General features: G+C 62.2%; 16 protein-coding genes. 7 read left to right on the top strand and 9 right to left on the bottom strand.

The window, feature by feature from the left end; all coding sequences use genetic code 11:
* The first annotated feature begins 25 nt into the window (after nucleotides 1-25).
* The 5 genes from AC6JA3_RS05330 to AC6JA3_RS05310 all read left to right on the top strand — a co-directional run bounded on the left by AC6JA3_RS05330 (nucleotide 26) and on the right by AC6JA3_RS05310 (nucleotide 3,638).
* On the top strand, nucleotides 26-1,396 hold the full coding sequence (locus AC6JA3_RS05330; RefSeq protein WP_497919940.1) for an APC family permease: 1,371 nt from the start codon (nucleotides 26-28) through the stop codon (nucleotides 1,394-1,396).
* A gap of 99 nt (nucleotides 1,397-1,495) precedes the next feature.
* Complete coding sequence (locus AC6JA3_RS05325; RefSeq protein WP_497919939.1) at nucleotides 1,496-2,077, top strand: DUF1349 domain-containing protein; 582 nt, start codon at nucleotides 1,496-1,498, stop codon at nucleotides 2,075-2,077.
* A gap of 127 nt (nucleotides 2,078-2,204) precedes the next feature.
* Complete coding sequence (locus AC6JA3_RS05320; protein ID WP_497919938.1) at nucleotides 2,205-2,717, top strand: hypothetical protein; 513 nt, start codon at nucleotides 2,205-2,207, stop codon at nucleotides 2,715-2,717.
* Nucleotides 2,718-2,896: 179 nt separating this feature from the next.
* A complete protein-coding gene (locus AC6JA3_RS05315; RefSeq protein ID WP_223943581.1) occupies nucleotides 2,897-3,304 on the top strand; it encodes a MarR family winged helix-turn-helix transcriptional regulator in 408 nt (135 codons plus the stop codon).
* Nucleotides 3,305-3,458: 154 nt separating this feature from the next.
* Nucleotides 3,459-3,638 (top strand): hypothetical protein, encoded by a 180-nt coding sequence (locus AC6JA3_RS05310; RefSeq protein WP_026546453.1) that lies wholly within the window; start codon nucleotides 3,459-3,461, stop codon nucleotides 3,636-3,638.
* Nucleotides 3,639-3,715: 77 nt separating this feature from the next.
* Here AC6JA3_RS05310 and AC6JA3_RS05305 read toward each other — a convergent pair whose 3' ends face one another.
* Entirely contained in the window at nucleotides 3,716-5,179 is a 1,464-nt protein-coding gene (locus AC6JA3_RS05305; RefSeq protein ID WP_497919937.1) for a protein adenylyltransferase SelO, read from the bottom strand.
* 181 nt (nucleotides 5,180-5,360) lie between these two features.
* On the opposite strand from AC6JA3_RS05305, the gene nhaA reads away from it, so the two are divergent.
* Nucleotides 5,361-6,704, top strand: a complete 1,344-nt coding sequence (gene nhaA / locus AC6JA3_RS05300) for a Na+/H+ antiporter NhaA (protein WP_026546455.1) — start codon at nucleotides 5,361-5,363, stop codon at nucleotides 6,702-6,704.
* A 29-nt stretch (nucleotides 6,705-6,733) separates the two neighbouring features.
* Here nhaA and AC6JA3_RS05295 read toward each other — a convergent pair whose 3' ends face one another.
* Nucleotides 6,734-7,063 carry a hypothetical protein gene (locus AC6JA3_RS05295; protein WP_223943583.1) on the bottom strand — a complete coding sequence of 110 codons (330 nt, stop codon included), beginning with the start codon at nucleotides 7,061-7,063 and terminating at the stop codon, nucleotides 6,734-6,736.
* Nucleotides 7,044-7,781 carry a GAF and ANTAR domain-containing protein gene (locus tag AC6JA3_RS05290; RefSeq protein ID WP_026546456.1) on the bottom strand — a complete coding sequence of 246 codons (738 nt, stop codon included), beginning with the start codon at nucleotides 7,779-7,781 and terminating at the stop codon, nucleotides 7,044-7,046. The genes AC6JA3_RS05295 and AC6JA3_RS05290 overlap by 20 nt, the downstream gene beginning before the upstream one ends.
* A 344-nt stretch (nucleotides 7,782-8,125) precedes the next feature.
* Here AC6JA3_RS05290 and AC6JA3_RS05285 point away from each other — a divergent pair, with 344 nt between their 5' ends.
* The gene (locus AC6JA3_RS05285; protein ID WP_026546457.1) at nucleotides 8,126-9,667 is read left to right on the top strand and encodes a PQQ-binding-like beta-propeller repeat protein; all 1,542 of its coding nucleotides are present in this window, start codon (nucleotides 8,126-8,128) and stop codon (nucleotides 9,665-9,667) included.
* A gap of 100 nt (nucleotides 9,668-9,767) precedes the next feature.
* On the opposite strand, the gene AC6JA3_RS05280 is transcribed toward AC6JA3_RS05285, so the two are convergent.
* From AC6JA3_RS05280 to paaA, 6 genes are read right to left on the bottom strand one after another with little or no spacing between them, the layout of a single operon-like run.
* Nucleotides 9,768-10,547, bottom strand: a complete 780-nt coding sequence (locus tag AC6JA3_RS05280; RefSeq protein WP_497919936.1) for an enoyl-CoA hydratase/isomerase family protein — start codon at nucleotides 10,545-10,547, stop codon at nucleotides 9,768-9,770.
* A 9-nt stretch (nucleotides 10,548-10,556) separates the two neighbouring features.
* Nucleotides 10,557-11,762 (bottom strand): 1,2-phenylacetyl-CoA epoxidase subunit PaaE, encoded by a 1,206-nt coding sequence (gene paaE, locus AC6JA3_RS05275; RefSeq protein WP_497919935.1) that lies wholly within the window; start codon nucleotides 11,760-11,762, stop codon nucleotides 10,557-10,559.
* Between the two features lie 8 nt (nucleotides 11,763-11,770).
* A complete protein-coding gene (gene paaD, locus AC6JA3_RS05270; protein WP_347782764.1) occupies nucleotides 11,771-12,352 on the bottom strand; it encodes a 1,2-phenylacetyl-CoA epoxidase subunit PaaD in 582 nt (193 codons plus the stop codon).
* 5 nt (nucleotides 12,353-12,357) lie between these two features.
* Nucleotides 12,358-13,287 carry a 1,2-phenylacetyl-CoA epoxidase subunit PaaC gene (gene paaC, locus AC6JA3_RS05265; RefSeq protein ID WP_497919934.1) on the bottom strand — a complete coding sequence of 310 codons (930 nt, stop codon included), beginning with the start codon at nucleotides 13,285-13,287 and terminating at the stop codon, nucleotides 12,358-12,360.
* 11 nt (nucleotides 13,288-13,298) lie between these two features.
* Nucleotides 13,299-13,727 (bottom strand): 1,2-phenylacetyl-CoA epoxidase subunit PaaB, encoded by a 429-nt coding sequence (paaB, locus tag AC6JA3_RS05260; RefSeq protein WP_347782761.1) that lies wholly within the window; start codon nucleotides 13,725-13,727, stop codon nucleotides 13,299-13,301.
* Complete coding sequence (gene paaA, locus AC6JA3_RS05255; protein WP_026541248.1) at nucleotides 13,724-14,719, bottom strand: 1,2-phenylacetyl-CoA epoxidase subunit PaaA; 996 nt, start codon at nucleotides 14,717-14,719, stop codon at nucleotides 13,724-13,726. The genes paaB and paaA overlap by 4 nt, the downstream gene beginning before the upstream one ends.
* Nucleotides 14,720-14,763: the final 44 nt, after the last annotated feature.

The following is a 14,763-nucleotide window of genomic DNA, read 5'->3' as shown; positions in this document are numbered from 1 at the left end:
TTAGCGTCCTGTACCATCTGTTCCCATGAACAGCCCGGCGCAGTCCCAAACCTCAAAACTCAAGCAGTCGATCACTGGCCCGCTTCTTTTCCTCTTTATCCTCGGCGATGTCCTGGGCGCGGGCATTTACGCCCTGGTGGGGAAAGTCGCGGGTGAGGTAGGAGGTGCCGTGTGGATTCCCCTGGCGCTGGCACTGTTCCTGGCCATGCTGACCGCCGCCTCCTACGCGGAGCTCGTGACCAAGTACCCGAAGGCCGGCGGCGCTGCCGTCTTTGCTGAACGGGCTTTCAAAGTGCCCCTGGTTTCATTCCTGGTCGGCTTTTCAATGCTTGCAGCCGGGGTGACCAGTGCAGCAGGGCTGAGCCTCGCGTTCGCCGGGGACTACCTGAAGCCCTTCCTGGACATACCCGCCACGCCCACGGCCCTGGTGTTTCTGTTGTTGATCGCACTCCTGAATGCCCGCGGCGTCAAAGAATCCGTCAGGGCGAACGTGGTCATGACCATCATTGAAGTATCGGGACTGGTGCTGGTCATAGTCCTGGTGGGATTGATGTTCGGCCGGGGAAATGGTGATGTTTCCCGCGTTGTCGAGTTCAACCCTGCGGTGACCCCCGGGGCAGGAATCCTCGCCGCATCACTGCTGGCGTACTACTCGTTCGTGGGTTTTGAGACCTCTGCCAACGTTGCCGAAGAGGTCCGCGACGTCCACCGCGTCTACCCCAAAGCACTGTTCGGGGCATTGCTGACCGCCGGGGCCATCTACATCCTGATTGGCCTGGCTTCCTCCATAGCCCTGCCTGCCAGTGACTTGAACAGTTCCTCGGGCCCCTTGCTGCAGGTTGTCCAAGCCACAGGCTTTGGGGTGCCCGACTGGCTCTTCGGCCTGGTTGCACTCATCGCCGTCGCCAACGGTGCGCTGCTGACCATGATCATGGCCAGTCGTCTGGCTTTTGGCATGGCGGAACAATCACTGCTGCCGGCAGGATTGGGGCGGGTCCTCCCCCAGCGGCGCACGCCCTGGGTTGCCATCGCTGTCACCACACTGGCAGCAATGGCTTTGACCGCCACCGGAGACCTCGGCTCACTCGCCGAAACCGTGGTCCTGCTGCTCTTGTTCGTGTTCATCAGCACCAACGTCGCCGTCCTGGTTCTGCGCAAAGACAGGGTCGAACACAAGCATTTCCGCGTGCCGGTGGTCATTCCTTGGCTGGCTTTGGCTTCGTGTGTCCTCCTGCTGTTCCAGCAAGGCCCGGAAATCTGGTTGCGTGCAGCCATCCTCCTGGCGATCGGGCTCGTCCTCTTTTTCGTGACGCGCTGGACCCAGGCGCGCAAGCGGACCGGGAAGCTTGCGGCGAACCGGCACCCCGAGGCAGCGAAGGAATCCCTGGAGTCCTAGAAGCCTCCGGTGAACCCTCGAGGGTCCATCGACTACCCTGATCCAGAAGCCGAACCTGAAGAGGCGGAAACCAGCGAAACATAAACATCGAGGAGCTCCGTGCCAACCGACATCCCCTGGAACCGTGGCGAGTGGACCAACCAGCCGGCCGCCGTCGTCGAGCAGGCAGGTGACCTGCTGGTGACCGCCGTCGAAAGCAGCGACGCTTGGCGCGTCACGTCCTACGGTTTCATCCACGACACAGAGCACGCACTCCTTGCCCCTTTTCCGCAGGACAGCGCCATGGAGGTTGAGTTTACGGCCGGGTTCTCCGAACAGTTCGACCAAGCGGGCATCTTCGTCCGCGTCAGCGCCGAACGCTGGATCAAAGCAGGAGTCGAATTCGCCGACGGCGCCGCTCAAGTGGGCGCGGTGGTGACGGATGGCTTCTCGGACTGGTCCTTGGCGCCCGTTCCGGAATGGAACGGCGGGCGGGTTCGCATGAGGGTCAGCCGCTCGGGCGACGCACTCACCATCCGGGCCGCTACAGGCGGGAACGAGCTCCAGCTGGTGCGGGTGGTGCCATTTGCTCCTGATCTGGTCGCAACCGCCGGGCCTTTCACGTGCGCACCAACACGCGCAGGCTTGACCATTCCCTTTCACTCCTGGCGGGCCACCCCAGCGGACACCAACCTCCACTGACGCGGCAGGTGCGGAACGGGCTTGCGGGTCCAATCGTTCATGAGATTATGGAGATTACTGCGGCCTGCAACTGATCAGTGCCGCCACTCAGTTGGCTCCGTAACAAGCCTATGGGGGGCACATCACGGTGGAAGAAACTGCAAGTATTTGGCGTACCGACCCCACGACGTTTCGCGACGTCGTGGTCAACCGTCGAGCCATTGAAGCTGCTTTGGCGGGCGAGTGCCCTCCGGTGGAGCGCGTCAGGTACCTGGCCCTCCTCGGCCGGGACGCCGAGGCCCTCGACGAAGGCTTCAAACTGCTGCCCCACACCGATGACCGCCGTGAGTTATTGCTGATACTTGCCCAGGTCAATCAGCGGCAGTACCGCTGGCACGATGCAGCAGTCCTCCACGAAAGGGCACTGCGAACAGTGCGGTCTCCCGGAGATGAGGCCTACGTTCGTCACCACATCGGCCGGCGACTCTTCGATGAAGCCCGCTTCCGTTCTGCTGCCGATGAATTTCAATGGGCAGCGGATCTGTACCGAGTGGCCGGGTATCCCGACCTTGCCGAGGACAACCGCCAAGCCATGCGCCATGCCCTCCAGGTACACAGCGCCGAGCGCGGCATGGAACGTTCAGCGTTCGACCTCTCTTAGGACCCAAGGCCCCAACAGAATCAGCACTCCAGGCAGTGGGTATCCCCTGCCTGGGACCTCCGCTCAAGCAGCTTCAGCAACGGGCCTTCCCACCCACAACCGGCTTTGGCACCGGCCTGATGTAGCCTAGTAAGTAAGCTGACTAATTGTGAAAGCCTGGGGGTGCCTGAATGCCTGATATGGAACGATGGCCAACCAGCCGGCTGCTGTCCACTGCGGCCCGGCTCGTGGAACTGGCATGGAACGACAAACTACGTCCGCTGGGGTTGACCTATCCGGCGGTCCTTACGCTCGACGCGGTCGCAACGGGTGGACCCATCACGCCAGGGGATCTTGCCCGCAGCGTCCGGGTTCAAGCCCAAACCATGGGGCCGCTGCTGACCAGGCTTGAATCGCGTGGCTATATCCGCCGTGAGCCCAACCGCTTCGACCGCCGCAGCCAATTGGTATTGATCACCGACCTGGGCCTGAGCCTGCTGGAACAATCCCATGACCAGGAGAGCACGGTCCTCTCAGCGGTTGATCTGGACTCCGAGGGCCTGCGCGAAGAGCTCCTGGCGATCGTGCGCCACACAAATTTCCACTGAGCGCAGTTCATCCCGCGTAGACGAAAGTTCTTCTATCAAGCAGTATGGAGTTATCCGCTGATGAAGTCCGGCGTGCCAAGGAGAAAACCTCTCCAACCACAACACCGGGCTATGGACACTGACAGTGATGCCCGGACTAGTAAAAAAGGGCATCATGAGTGAACTTCAAATAGGTGACAATTTGCCGGTGGACCTCCTGAGCTTCAGGGCAGCTGAGTGCCTTGTTTCAACGGGAGCACCTGAATCCGAGGACGTGTGCGTCCTCGACGCAGGCCACACAGGAAACCATTTGGCCGCAGGGGCAGACATGGTGGTTCGGGCCGTCTGGGCCTAGACCGCGGGAAGCCTGGACCAAAAGAACAATAAGTTGAGGGCAAGCGACGCCGTACGGCCCGCTTGCCCTCAGCGTTCCTAGGTGCCGCAGAAAGTCCGGTACGGGCCGAAGCTTTCCGGTGCAGGCTCGGCATACTTTTCCAGTCCAGGGCGTTCGCTGTACGGCTCGGACAAGACCGCCACCAAACGCTCCGTAGGGCCCGTGTCCCCTTCCGTGGCCGCAGCAAGGGCTTCTTCCACCAGATGGTTCCGCGGGATATAGACCGGGTTCACCCTGTCCATGGCATCGGCATCCGGAGACAACGCCCGCCATCGATCCAACCAGGCATCGAACGCAGCCAAATCCAGGATTTGCCTGCGCGAGGGTTCGGTTTCCCCACGGGCTGCCTTGCCGAGGCTCCGGAAGAACGAGGTGTAGTCCGCGCGCGCCTCTTGAACCAACTGCAGGAGCTCATCCACCACAGGTGAGGCAACGTCGTCGTCAATTGCCTCCGGCAGCCCAAGTTTGGCCTTCATGCCGTTGAACCATGTTGCGCTGTACTCCTCCCGGAAACCCTTGAGCGCTTCAACGGCGAGGGCCACAGCCTGCTCCTCATCCTCATGGATCAGGACGGCGATTGACTCAGCAAAGCGGGCAAGGTTCCACTCAGCAACCACTGGCTGGTTCCTGTAGGCATAGCGTCCCATCTCATCAATGGAGCTGTAGACCGCCCCCGGATCGAAGCCTTCCATGAAAGCACACGGGCCATAATCGATGGTCTCACCGGACACCGTCATGTTGTCTGTGTTCATCACGCCGTGCACGAATCCCACCAGCATCCACTGCGCCACAAGTTTCGCCTGTACCGAAATGACAGCTTTGACGAGCGCGAGGTAGCGGTTGCTTTCAGCGGCCGACGACGGGTGGTGGCGTTCGATTGCATGGTCGGCAAGGCGGCGAAGCAGGTCCAGGTCATTGGAGGCCCTGGCGTACTGGAAACTGCCAACCCGCAAGTGGCTTGCCGCCACCCTGGTCAGGACTGCCCCCGGCAGGAGAATCTCCCTCTGAACCTGCCGCCCTGTGGCAACGACCGCGAGCGACCTCGTGGTGGGAATGTTCAGCGCATGCATCGACTCGCTCACGATGTACTCCCGCACCATAGGTCCGATCGCGGCCAGGCCATCGCCGTTCCGGGCAAAGGGCGTGCGCCCCGAACCCTTGAGGTGTATATCGCGGAGCTTTCCGTCAGCATCTTCAACCTCACCCAGCAAGAGGGCGCGGCCGTCCCCCAGGCGAGGCGAATAGAAGCCGAACTGGTGCCCGGCATACCCTTGGGCCATCGGCGTAGCTTCCTCCGGCAGGGCATTGCCGATCAGCAAACGCACGCCCTCCGGGGTCCGGAGGAAATCGGGATCAAAACCAAGCTCGACGGCGAGTGGCTGGTTGAGCATCAGAAGCTGCGGATCCGGAGCTTCCTCCGCCCGCCACGGCACAGCCAGCTCCGGCAACGCTCCGGCGAACTGCCCTTGGAAGGTGATGGTGGAACGCGCTACGTCACTCATTTCTTAAGGATATAGACGCAGTTCCCCGCTCGAAAGGACAAGCAGCCCGGATAGCATGTGAACTTACTACCCATCCATGGAGGGCAGGCAGGGATCTCCCCGCACTCGCGATAGGCTGGTAGAGGTGCGCCGGGAAGTCTGGTCGGCATAGTTTCGTCGACCCCTTGCAAAGGACACTTGTATGAACAACAACCGGACCGACCCACCGCGCTCCTCCATCCTTGGACGTGGAAGCTACGCCGAATCGCTGCGCATTGGGGCAATCCTCCGTAAGGAAACGGTAGGTGGCGCCCTGCTGGTCGCCGGTGCCGTGCTTGCCCTCATCTGGGCCAACTCCCCCGCCGCGGACAGCTACTTCGCCTTGCGGGACTTCAAGATCGGCTATGAGCCGTGGCATTTGGAACTCAGCCTGGGTGCCTGGGCAGCCGACGGCCTGCTGGCCATCTTCTTCTTCCTCGTAGGGCTGGAACTCAAACGTGAGTTCGTGGCCGGAGACCTTCGTCAGTTCAGCAAGTCAATCGTCCCCATCGCGGCGGCGGCCGGCGGAGTGGTGGTCCCGGCCGTCATTTACGCAATCATCAATGCAAGCAGTCCGGAAACCCTGCGCGGTTGGGCCATCCCGACCGCCACAGACATTGCTTTCGCGGTTGCAGTGTTGGCCATCATCGGGTCACATCTGCCCAGCGCCTTGCGCATTTTCCTTCTGACGCTTGCGGTGGTGGATGACTTGATCGCCATCAGCATCATCGCCATCTTCTACTCTTCCGACATCCAGGTCACGCCGCTGCTCTTTGCCTTGATCCCCTTGGCGGCCTACACGTTCCTGGCCCAAAAGTACCGACGCTTCTTCGGCACCAAGCCCATGGCGGCCTGGCTTATCCTGCTCCCCCTCGGTTTGGCCGTCTGGGCGCTCATCCATGCCTCCGGTATCCACGCAACGGTTGCAGGTGTGCTCCTGGGCTTCGCCATCCCCGTGATCCGTTCACAGGCAAGCGGGGGACCTGAGGCGGGTCCAGGGCTTTCCGAAATCTTCGAGCACCGCTTCCGGCCAATCTCGGCCGGAATCGCAGTCCCGGTCTTCGCCTTCTTCTCCGCCGGCGTCGCAGTGGGTGGCTGGGAAGGACTTGGTTCGGCGCTGACGGACCCCGTCGCCATCGGCATCATCGTGGCGCTGGTCCTGGGCAAGCCAATCGGCATTCTCGGGACAACCTGGGTCCTCACGAAAATCACCAAGGCTTCCCTGGACAGCTCCTTCAAATGGATCGATGTCCTGGGTGTTTCAGTGCTGGCAGGAATCGGCTTCACTGTTTCCTTGCTGGTGGCAGAGCTCAGCTTCGGCCAAGGCAGCATTCACGATGATCACGCCAAGGTGGGGATCCTTGCCGCCTCATTGTTGGCGGCACTGCTGGCCTCCGTTGTGCTGAGCACCCGCAACCGCCAGTACCGCATTGCCGAGGCACAGGAAGCCATCGATTCCGACGACGACGGCATACCGGACGTTTACCAGCAGGACTCCCGTCCCTGAGAAGCAGTCCGGGCGGCCAGCCGCCACAGCTACTTCCGTTGCCGGCCGTCGCCCGGCAGCAACGGCCTGCTCATCGGCACTTGTTCGGTATAGGGCGCGCGGGGCCGGGCGGGCAGCTCATCGATGAGCTCATTTGCAGCATGTGCCAGCAGGTCCCTCTGCAACGGTGGCAGCGAGTGCAGTGATTGGAGGTAGGCATCCACTTCGTATTCGCCCACCATGCCGCCGATGGAAAAGTAGCGCAGCCATAAATCCTCACCGGGGATACCAGCGCTTGCCAAGGCTTTGCGGAGACCCTTGAGCTGGAGTTGTTCTTGAAGGGACAGTCCCTGGCAATCGTTACTCCCGGCTTCCGTCATATGTTCCTTCCTTCCTCCCACCCGTGAGGATCCCGGTGCTGACGGATGCCAGTGACTGCATGGATTCCTGGGACAGCAGAAGAAGTTCCCTGATCGCCTCCTCCTCGGTCAGGCCACGCTGGCCCATGAGATAACCCTGGGCGCGGCTGATCGCGTCACGGCTGTTCAAGGCGTGGACGAGGCCATCGCTGAACCGTTTGGGTGTCTCCGAGGTTTGTATGTTGTCCAGGAGAATCGCGGCACTGCCGGCAAGCTTTTCCAAGGATCGGGCCGTCGCTTGGCCATAGGCGCCAGGGGCAGCGGCATAGAGCTTCATGGCCCCCAGACACCGGGATCCCCTCACCAACGGGACGCTGATCACGGAAGAGATCGAAAGTTGCACCGCGGCCTCAGCCCACTGCGGCCACCGCTGATCCGTGCCCGCATCATCAACGATCACTGTCCGCTCGGTTGCCCACGCGCTCAGGCAAGGGCCCTGCCCCAACCGGTACTGGGACTGGTCGCCCTCGATCACCAAGGGATCGGTGGCCCCGGCGCTGGTTCTGTTGCCCTGACCATCGATCAGGGACACTCCTGCGCCTGCGCTGCCGGGAAAGGCATCACGGATTCCCTCGGCCAATAATTGAACAGCCCGGTCTACCTTTTCCTCCGTCAGGAGCAATCCCTTGATGCGGGCCAGAGTCAGGGTGAGTTCGTCGAGGGGAAGTTGCTGGGACATAAGACAAAGACCTTTCGCGGGATCAACGTTCCCGCCCAATGGCTTAGGCCGCTTGCTGGACCTGATCGTTTCAACGATCCATTGTCAGAATAGTCACAGGAGGATTCCCTTCTCAACGGCCATGCCGCCGGCCGACCGCCGGACCCATCCGTCCGGCCTTGGGTGCAGGCATTTTTCAGAACCACCCGTACTGCACGCCCCCGCATTTAGCGTGGCCGTAAGGCAAGCAAAAGCGCATCGGATGGGACGAGCTGTATTCTCTACTTGAGCCACATCTTGATGGCCTTTTTTGGTTTGGAACCACGCCCTAAAGGTGCTGAACCATTGACGTTCCTGGGGGAACCATGATTCAGTCCCGATCCTCGCGGGCCCTTGCCAGCATCACGTCAATTGGATTCCGGATAGCCGCCGTGAGCGCCGCGATGATGCTGTCGGCATGCACCATGATTCCCCTGCCGGTAGAACCCACAGCAACCACGCCTCCAGCCAGCGCGGCTCCGGCGGCGAGAAATACAGAAACCGCGACGGCGGCGTGGGAAGTTGCGCTGACTCCGATCGGCCAGCCTGTGGTTGCCGACGGCGTTGCCTTGGTTTACGCGTCGACGCCCACTGGTGTAAATGCCCATGCTTTCTCAATTGCTGACGGCAAACAACTGTGGACGCAGCCCGTTCATCCGGGATACGAAGCTCCTTCAGTACCTTTGGAGCCTGTTGTCAGCAAGACAGCCTCGGGCCGGAGCGCCGCGATCTTCCTGCAGGCGGCTTCTGTTCCAGCCGGGCTCGACAGTGACGTGGCCTGGTGGACTGCGCCTGTTGCCTTTGACCTCAGCACCGGCAAGGAGCTGTACCGCGGACGGCCGGAGCTGGTCAGCACCCGTCCGTTTGCCTGCGACGGACTCCTCGACCTGTGCTTTATAGCCTTTGATGAGAACACCCAGTCAGTTGAGCACTGGGTGGACATTGAAACCGGTGAGGAGTCCGGGGGTGCTGACATCAACCCGCTCACCGGGGTTTTCCAGCCTGTGGGCAAAGAGTTGTACTCGGTGGTGACGGACGGAGTTGAAAAGCTGGCCCACGTGGCATACGGCGAGGTCCTGTGGGAAGTGGAGATAGAGAAGGTCTTTGGCAAGGGTGCCTCCACCGATTTTGGCAGGCACTTCATCTACTCCGAAAAGCTGGACCTTTACATAGGATCGGTCGGCATCAATCCCACCGATTTCTCTCCGGATAAGTTCGCTGAACAAACCTTTTCAATGAACCTTCGCGACACCACCAAAACGGTGGGCTTCCGGGCTTCCAGCGGACGGGTTCTATGGACGGCAGACGGCACGCAGGTGCAGTGCGCCGAGACGATCGGAACCGTGGGCACCAAGTTGGAGGACGGCGATGCATTTCCCGTCCGCTGCGAATACACAGAGGGCTTCATTGAATTTCCCGCAGGAAAGTACCGGAGCGCTCAAACGAAACTGGTGGGCTACCACCCCCTTACGGGCGAAGTCGCCTGGGAAATCAAACCCGTGGAGTCGCGGACCTGGGACTCGTACGGGCTCCTGCCCTCGGCGGGCCGCGGAGATCAGGTCATCGCCGGCACGTTTTGGAGCGCAAACCTCTTGGATACCCGTACAGGTAAATATCGGGGCACCACGTTCGAAGACGTTTTTGTTTGCTTGAAGGCGGCAACATACGTCATGCCTCCTGACGGCCCCTACACGGATAGCCCGGGCTCCGGCTCGTACACGGCATTTCCCTGCACTAAGGGCGGGACGGCGGTGCCGGCACTGACCTACGGCGCCCTGACCGACGTGAGCACTGTGGATAGTGACACTGCCGTCATCTCCTTGGAAGGAAAACTGGCCGGATACAGGCTCCTCAAGGACTTCGTCTAGGCCCTGGGCCCACGAAACACGCCCTTGTCCGTCCCACTCAGCGCACTACTGCGAGGGGGACGGACAAGGGCGGGATCCGGCGCGGAAGCGGAAGCGGGAGCTACCCCTTGAAAACGGGTGCCCGCTTCTCCTGGAAGGCACGGAAACCCTCGGCGTAGTCATCGGTCTTGCAAAGACGTGCTTGCTCCGTGTTTTCCTCGGTCATGGAAGCCCACAGGCCCAGGCGCTGGTCGCGGATGTGCGCTACGAGTTCCTTGGAGGCGTTGAACGCTTCGGTCGCTCCAAGGGCCACGCGGGAAACGATCTCCCGCGTTACCGGCAGCAGGGAATCAGCCGGCATCGCCCGGCTGAACATCCCCTGCTGCACAGCCTCCGCCCCGGAAATGAGGTCGGCGGTGTAGATCAGGTCAAGTGTGCGGTGCATGCCCAAGCGCTCAGTGAAGTACCAGTGCCCGCCGGAATCCAAGGTGGCCCCCAGCTTGGCAAAGGGTGAACCGAACTTGGCGTTGTCCGCCACATACACAACGTCCGTGGCCAGCAATAACCCCAGCCCCACCCCCAGGCAAGCACCGTGCGCGGCAGCGAACGTGGGCGTGGGGAAGGCAGCCATCTTCTTCAGCAGCGGCTCGACGAGTCCGCCGAGGTAGGCCTGGGCGTCGTCGGTTTCGGGAGTAACGGCAGCAATGTCGCGTCCGGCGCAGAAGGCGCGACCCTCACCGCGAAGAAGCAACGCCCGCACCTCACCGCGTGAGGCGGCGGCAGCGGCGTCGTCGTACGCTTTATCCAGTTCGGCAAGCGCGTCCTCGCTGAGGGAGTTCAGCTTGTCCGGGTAATTCAGGACAATTTCGGCAATGCCGTTGGCAATGGAGAGCTCGATCATGGGGACTCCTTAGACGTCGAAGTCGACGGTAACTTCTTCGCTGGTGGGGTGTGACTGGCAGGTCAGGACGTAGCCCTTGTCCAGCTCGTCCTGCTCAAGGGCGTAGTTCTCATCCATGGTCACCGTACCGGTGACCAACTTGGCGCGGCAGGTGCCGCAGACGCCACCGGCACACGCGAAGGGAACGTCGGGCCGTACGCGCAAGGCCGCGTTGAGGATGGATTCGCGGGCGTGGGTGGGACTGGCGACGTCACCGGTCAGTCCGTCCAAGGTAAAGGTGATCTTGTACGTGTCCTGTGACTCGTCCTCCACCACCGGGCGGCCGGAGTTGCCTTCGGGACGATCCGGACGGCCGGTAGTGAACAACTCAAAACGCACATGCTCGGGCTCAACGCCGCGGGCAGCGAGCGTGTCGCGGCACAACTGGACCAGCTCGAACGGCCCGCACAGGAACCACTCGTCCACATCCTCGGAACGGATGGCACTGCTGAGCAGGGCCTGCAGCTTCTCCGAGTCAATGCGCCCGGTCATCAGCGGAGCGATGCGCTGCTCACGGGACAGTACGTGGTGCAGCGCCAGACGGGAGGGATACTTGTCCTTCAAGTCCGCCAACTCTTCAAGGAACATGACGTCCATGGCCGCTTTGTTGGCGTACACCAGGTCAAACGTGGTCTCCGGGTTGGCCGCCAGCAACGTCCGTGCGATGGCGATGACCGGCGTGATGCCCGAGCCAGCAGCGATCGCCACGAAGTTGCCAGGCTCCCCTGCCAATTCCTCCGGGTGATTCATGGAGTTCATGACGTTGTGCTGGACCGAGGCGCCGTCCTTGCCGTGCCGGGAGATGAACGCACCCTGTGGACTCATAACGTCCAGGACATCGCCGGCTTTGAGTTCGGCGTTGGCCCAGGTGGAGAAAAGGCCGCCGAGGTCCTTTTTGATGGCCACGCGGATCTCGCTGCTGCCGTCCTCGAAGCTGCGCGGCTCTGCGCAAATCGAGTAACTGCGGCGGACTTCGTGCGGCTCGCCCTGCTCATCCGGCAGTGTGGTGCGCAGTGCCACGTACTGACCGGGAAGGTAGTCGTACTGACCTGCCAGCTCGGCGGGAACACCAAAGGTGACCTCAATGGCATCGTCCGTCAGGCGCCGGACTTCCGAGACGGTCAGGTTGTGGAAAGACGCACGACGGCGGCTGGCCGTCTGGGTTTCGGTGGTCATGGAATTCCTTAGAGGACTTTGAAGTAGTCGAACGGTTCCTTGCAGTCCTGGCAGACGAACAACGCCTTGCAGGACGTGGAACCAAAGCGGGTGAGTTCCTTGGTGTTCAACGACGAACACTGCGGGCATTTCACGGCCAGGCTCAAACGGACAGGACCTGAATGGCCACCCGCGGCAGCCATGCCACTGGGCGGGGCAATGCCGTACTCTTCCAGCTTGGCCTTGCCTGAATCGGTCATCCAGTCAGTGGTCCACGCCGGGGAGAGCACCAGGTTGATGTGCACGCTCGCGTAGCCCTCCTTTTCGAAGGCCGTCCGCAGGTCGTCACCGATGGCGTCCATCGCCGGGCAGCCCGAGTAGGTGGGCGTGATGGTGACCTCGACGGCGGTACGTGACGCGCCGCCGTCGTGCCGGCCATGCTCGGCGGCCGCCTCAGGCGAGTCAACAACGCGCACGCCGCGCAGGATCCCCAGGTCCTCGATGGTGAGGACCGGGATTTCCGGGTCGCAGACCGTGGACGCGATGTCCCAGGCCCGCTGCTCTGCGGTATTCAGCTGCGTTCGTGACTGCGTGTGCGACTGCGTAGCCATGCTGCTCACCAGCTCGCGCCGGGGTGCTCGCGGGCCAGGACCTGCATTTCGGCGAGGATGTAGCCCAGGAACTCGGAGTGCTTGCCGCGGCGTCCGCCGCCGAGGGACTGCGGGACGCCCGGAATCTCCAGCTCTGCCTCGGCCATGACCTCACCTGTAAGGCGATCAAATTCAGCACGGAGGCTGGAGGGCTGAACCGCAACGCCGGCCTCGGCAAGGCGGGTGGTGAGCTCGTCGTCCTCGAAAAGTTCGTCCACATACGGCCATACGAGCTTGAAGCCCTGGATGATGCGTTCCCGGGACTCGTCGGTGCCGCCGGCAAGTCGAAGCACCCACTGAGCACTGTGATCGCGGTGGTAATCCACTTCCTTGACGGCCTTCGCGGAGATGGCTGCCAGGGTGGCGTCCGAGGACCCGGTCAGTGCGGTGTAGAGCTGGTACTGGTAGTAGCTCACGATGAACTGCCGGGCGATGGTTACTGCGAAGTCGCCGTTGGGCTGCTCGAACAAGTGGGCAGAACGGAACTCGTGCTCGCGGCGGAAGTAGGCGAGGTCGTCCTCGGACTTGCCCCATGCTGCGCCGGCATAGGTCAGGAACGAGCGCGCGTGTCCCAACTGGTCCAACGCGATGTTGCCCAGCGCAATGTCTTCCTCAAGCTCCGGAGCACGGGAAATCCAGTGGCCCAGGCGCTGGGCGAGGATCAGGCCGTCGTCGCCGATGCGCAGGGCAAACTCTGCAACATCCTCGCTGGGCTTGACCTGCCCGCGGCTGATCTCGAGCGCGATGTCCTCCGGACGCAGTGCGTTGCCCGGCGTAATGCGGGTGGCGCTGGCCGAGCCGTCGCCGGAAGCACCGGCGCCGTGGACGCCAACGGAAATGTCGCCGTGGCCTTCGATGGCGAAGTCGGTGTCTTTGGCAGTCTCTTGAGTGCTCACGTCTTTGATGCTCACAGGTGCTTCACGCCTTCGCTCTTGGTGTAGTACGTCGCGTGGCGGTAGTCCTTGCCCTGCGGCGACTCGAAGAAGGAGCCCTTGGAGTCGGGATCGCTGGAGGAAATCGCCTCGGCCGGGACAACCCAGATGGAGACACCCTCGTTGCGGCGGGTGTACAGATCACGGGCGTTCCGGAGGGCCATGGCCGCATCGGGCGCGTGCAAGGAACCTGCGTGGACGTGGGACAGGCCTCGGCTGGAGCGGACGAAGACTTCCCACAGGGACCACGGCGACTCTTCATGGGCGCCACGCGGGGTGACGGCCGGGGCTGAGGCGGGTGTCGTCGTCGTGTTTTCAGCGTTGGTAGCCGCAACCTTGGGGGCCTCGCGGTTGATTTCGCTGGCGGCGCTGGCCGGTGCTTCCGGATTGCCGTGAGGGCTCATGCTGCGTGTTCCTTCTGTGCTTGCTTGCGGGCGTAGGCCACTGCGGCTTCGCGAACCCAGGCACCGTTTTCGTGTGCCTCGCGGCGGCGCTCGATGCGCTGCGAGTTGCAGGGACCGCGGCCGGCCAGGACTTCCTTGAACTCGTTCCAGTCCAGGGGTCCGTGCTCCCACTTCTTGGTTTCTTCGTTGAAACGGATGTCCTCATCGGGCAGGGTCAGGCCGAGGACCCGGACTTGCTCCACCATCATGCCGACGAACCGGCTGCGCAGCTCGTCGTTGGAAAAGCGCTTGATGTTCCAGGCCATGGACTGCTTGGAGTTCGGTGAATCGTCATCCGGCGGGCCGAACATCATCAGCGACGGCGCGTACCAGCGGTTCACGGCATCCTGGGCCATCTGCTTCTGCGCAGGCGTGCCGTTGGAGAGCTCCAGCAGGATCTCGAAACCCTGGCGCTGGTGGAAGGACTCTTCCTTGCAGATGCGCACCATTGCGCGCCCGTAAGGACCGTACGATGCCCGGCACAGGGGCACCTGGTTGCAGATGGCCGCGCCGTCAACAAGCCAGCCGATGGCTCCCATGTCTGCCCAGGAAATCGTGGGATAGTTGAAGATCGACGAGTACCGCGCCTTGCCGGCGATCAGGTCTTCCATCATCTGGTCCCGGGACTGGCCCAGGGTCTCGGCAGCCGAGTACAGGTACAGGCCGTGGCCGGCCTCGTCCTGGACCTTGGCCATGAGGATGGACTTGCGCTTCAGGCTCGGCGCCCTGGTGATCCAGTTTGCCTCCGGCTGCATGCCGATGATTTCAGAGTGCGCGTGCTGCGAGATCTGGCGCAGCAAAGTCTTGCGGTAAGCCGCCGGCATCCAATCGCGCGGTTCGATGCGCGAGTCCTCCGAAATGATGCGATCAAAGTACGCCTCTCCGGCTGCCTCCCGCTCCTGCTCTTCCGGGGACAGCTCAGCGGGCACTGACTGCAGATTCTGCGATGCCATGGTTGCTCCTAATAAATTACCGACCGTTCGTTCAGAATATGCGG

Source organism: Arthrobacter sp. TmtSoilC79 (genome assembly GCF_059739405.1).
Note: the sequence above shows the minus strand (reverse complement) of the source record. Positions and strands in the feature narration are given on the sequence as shown.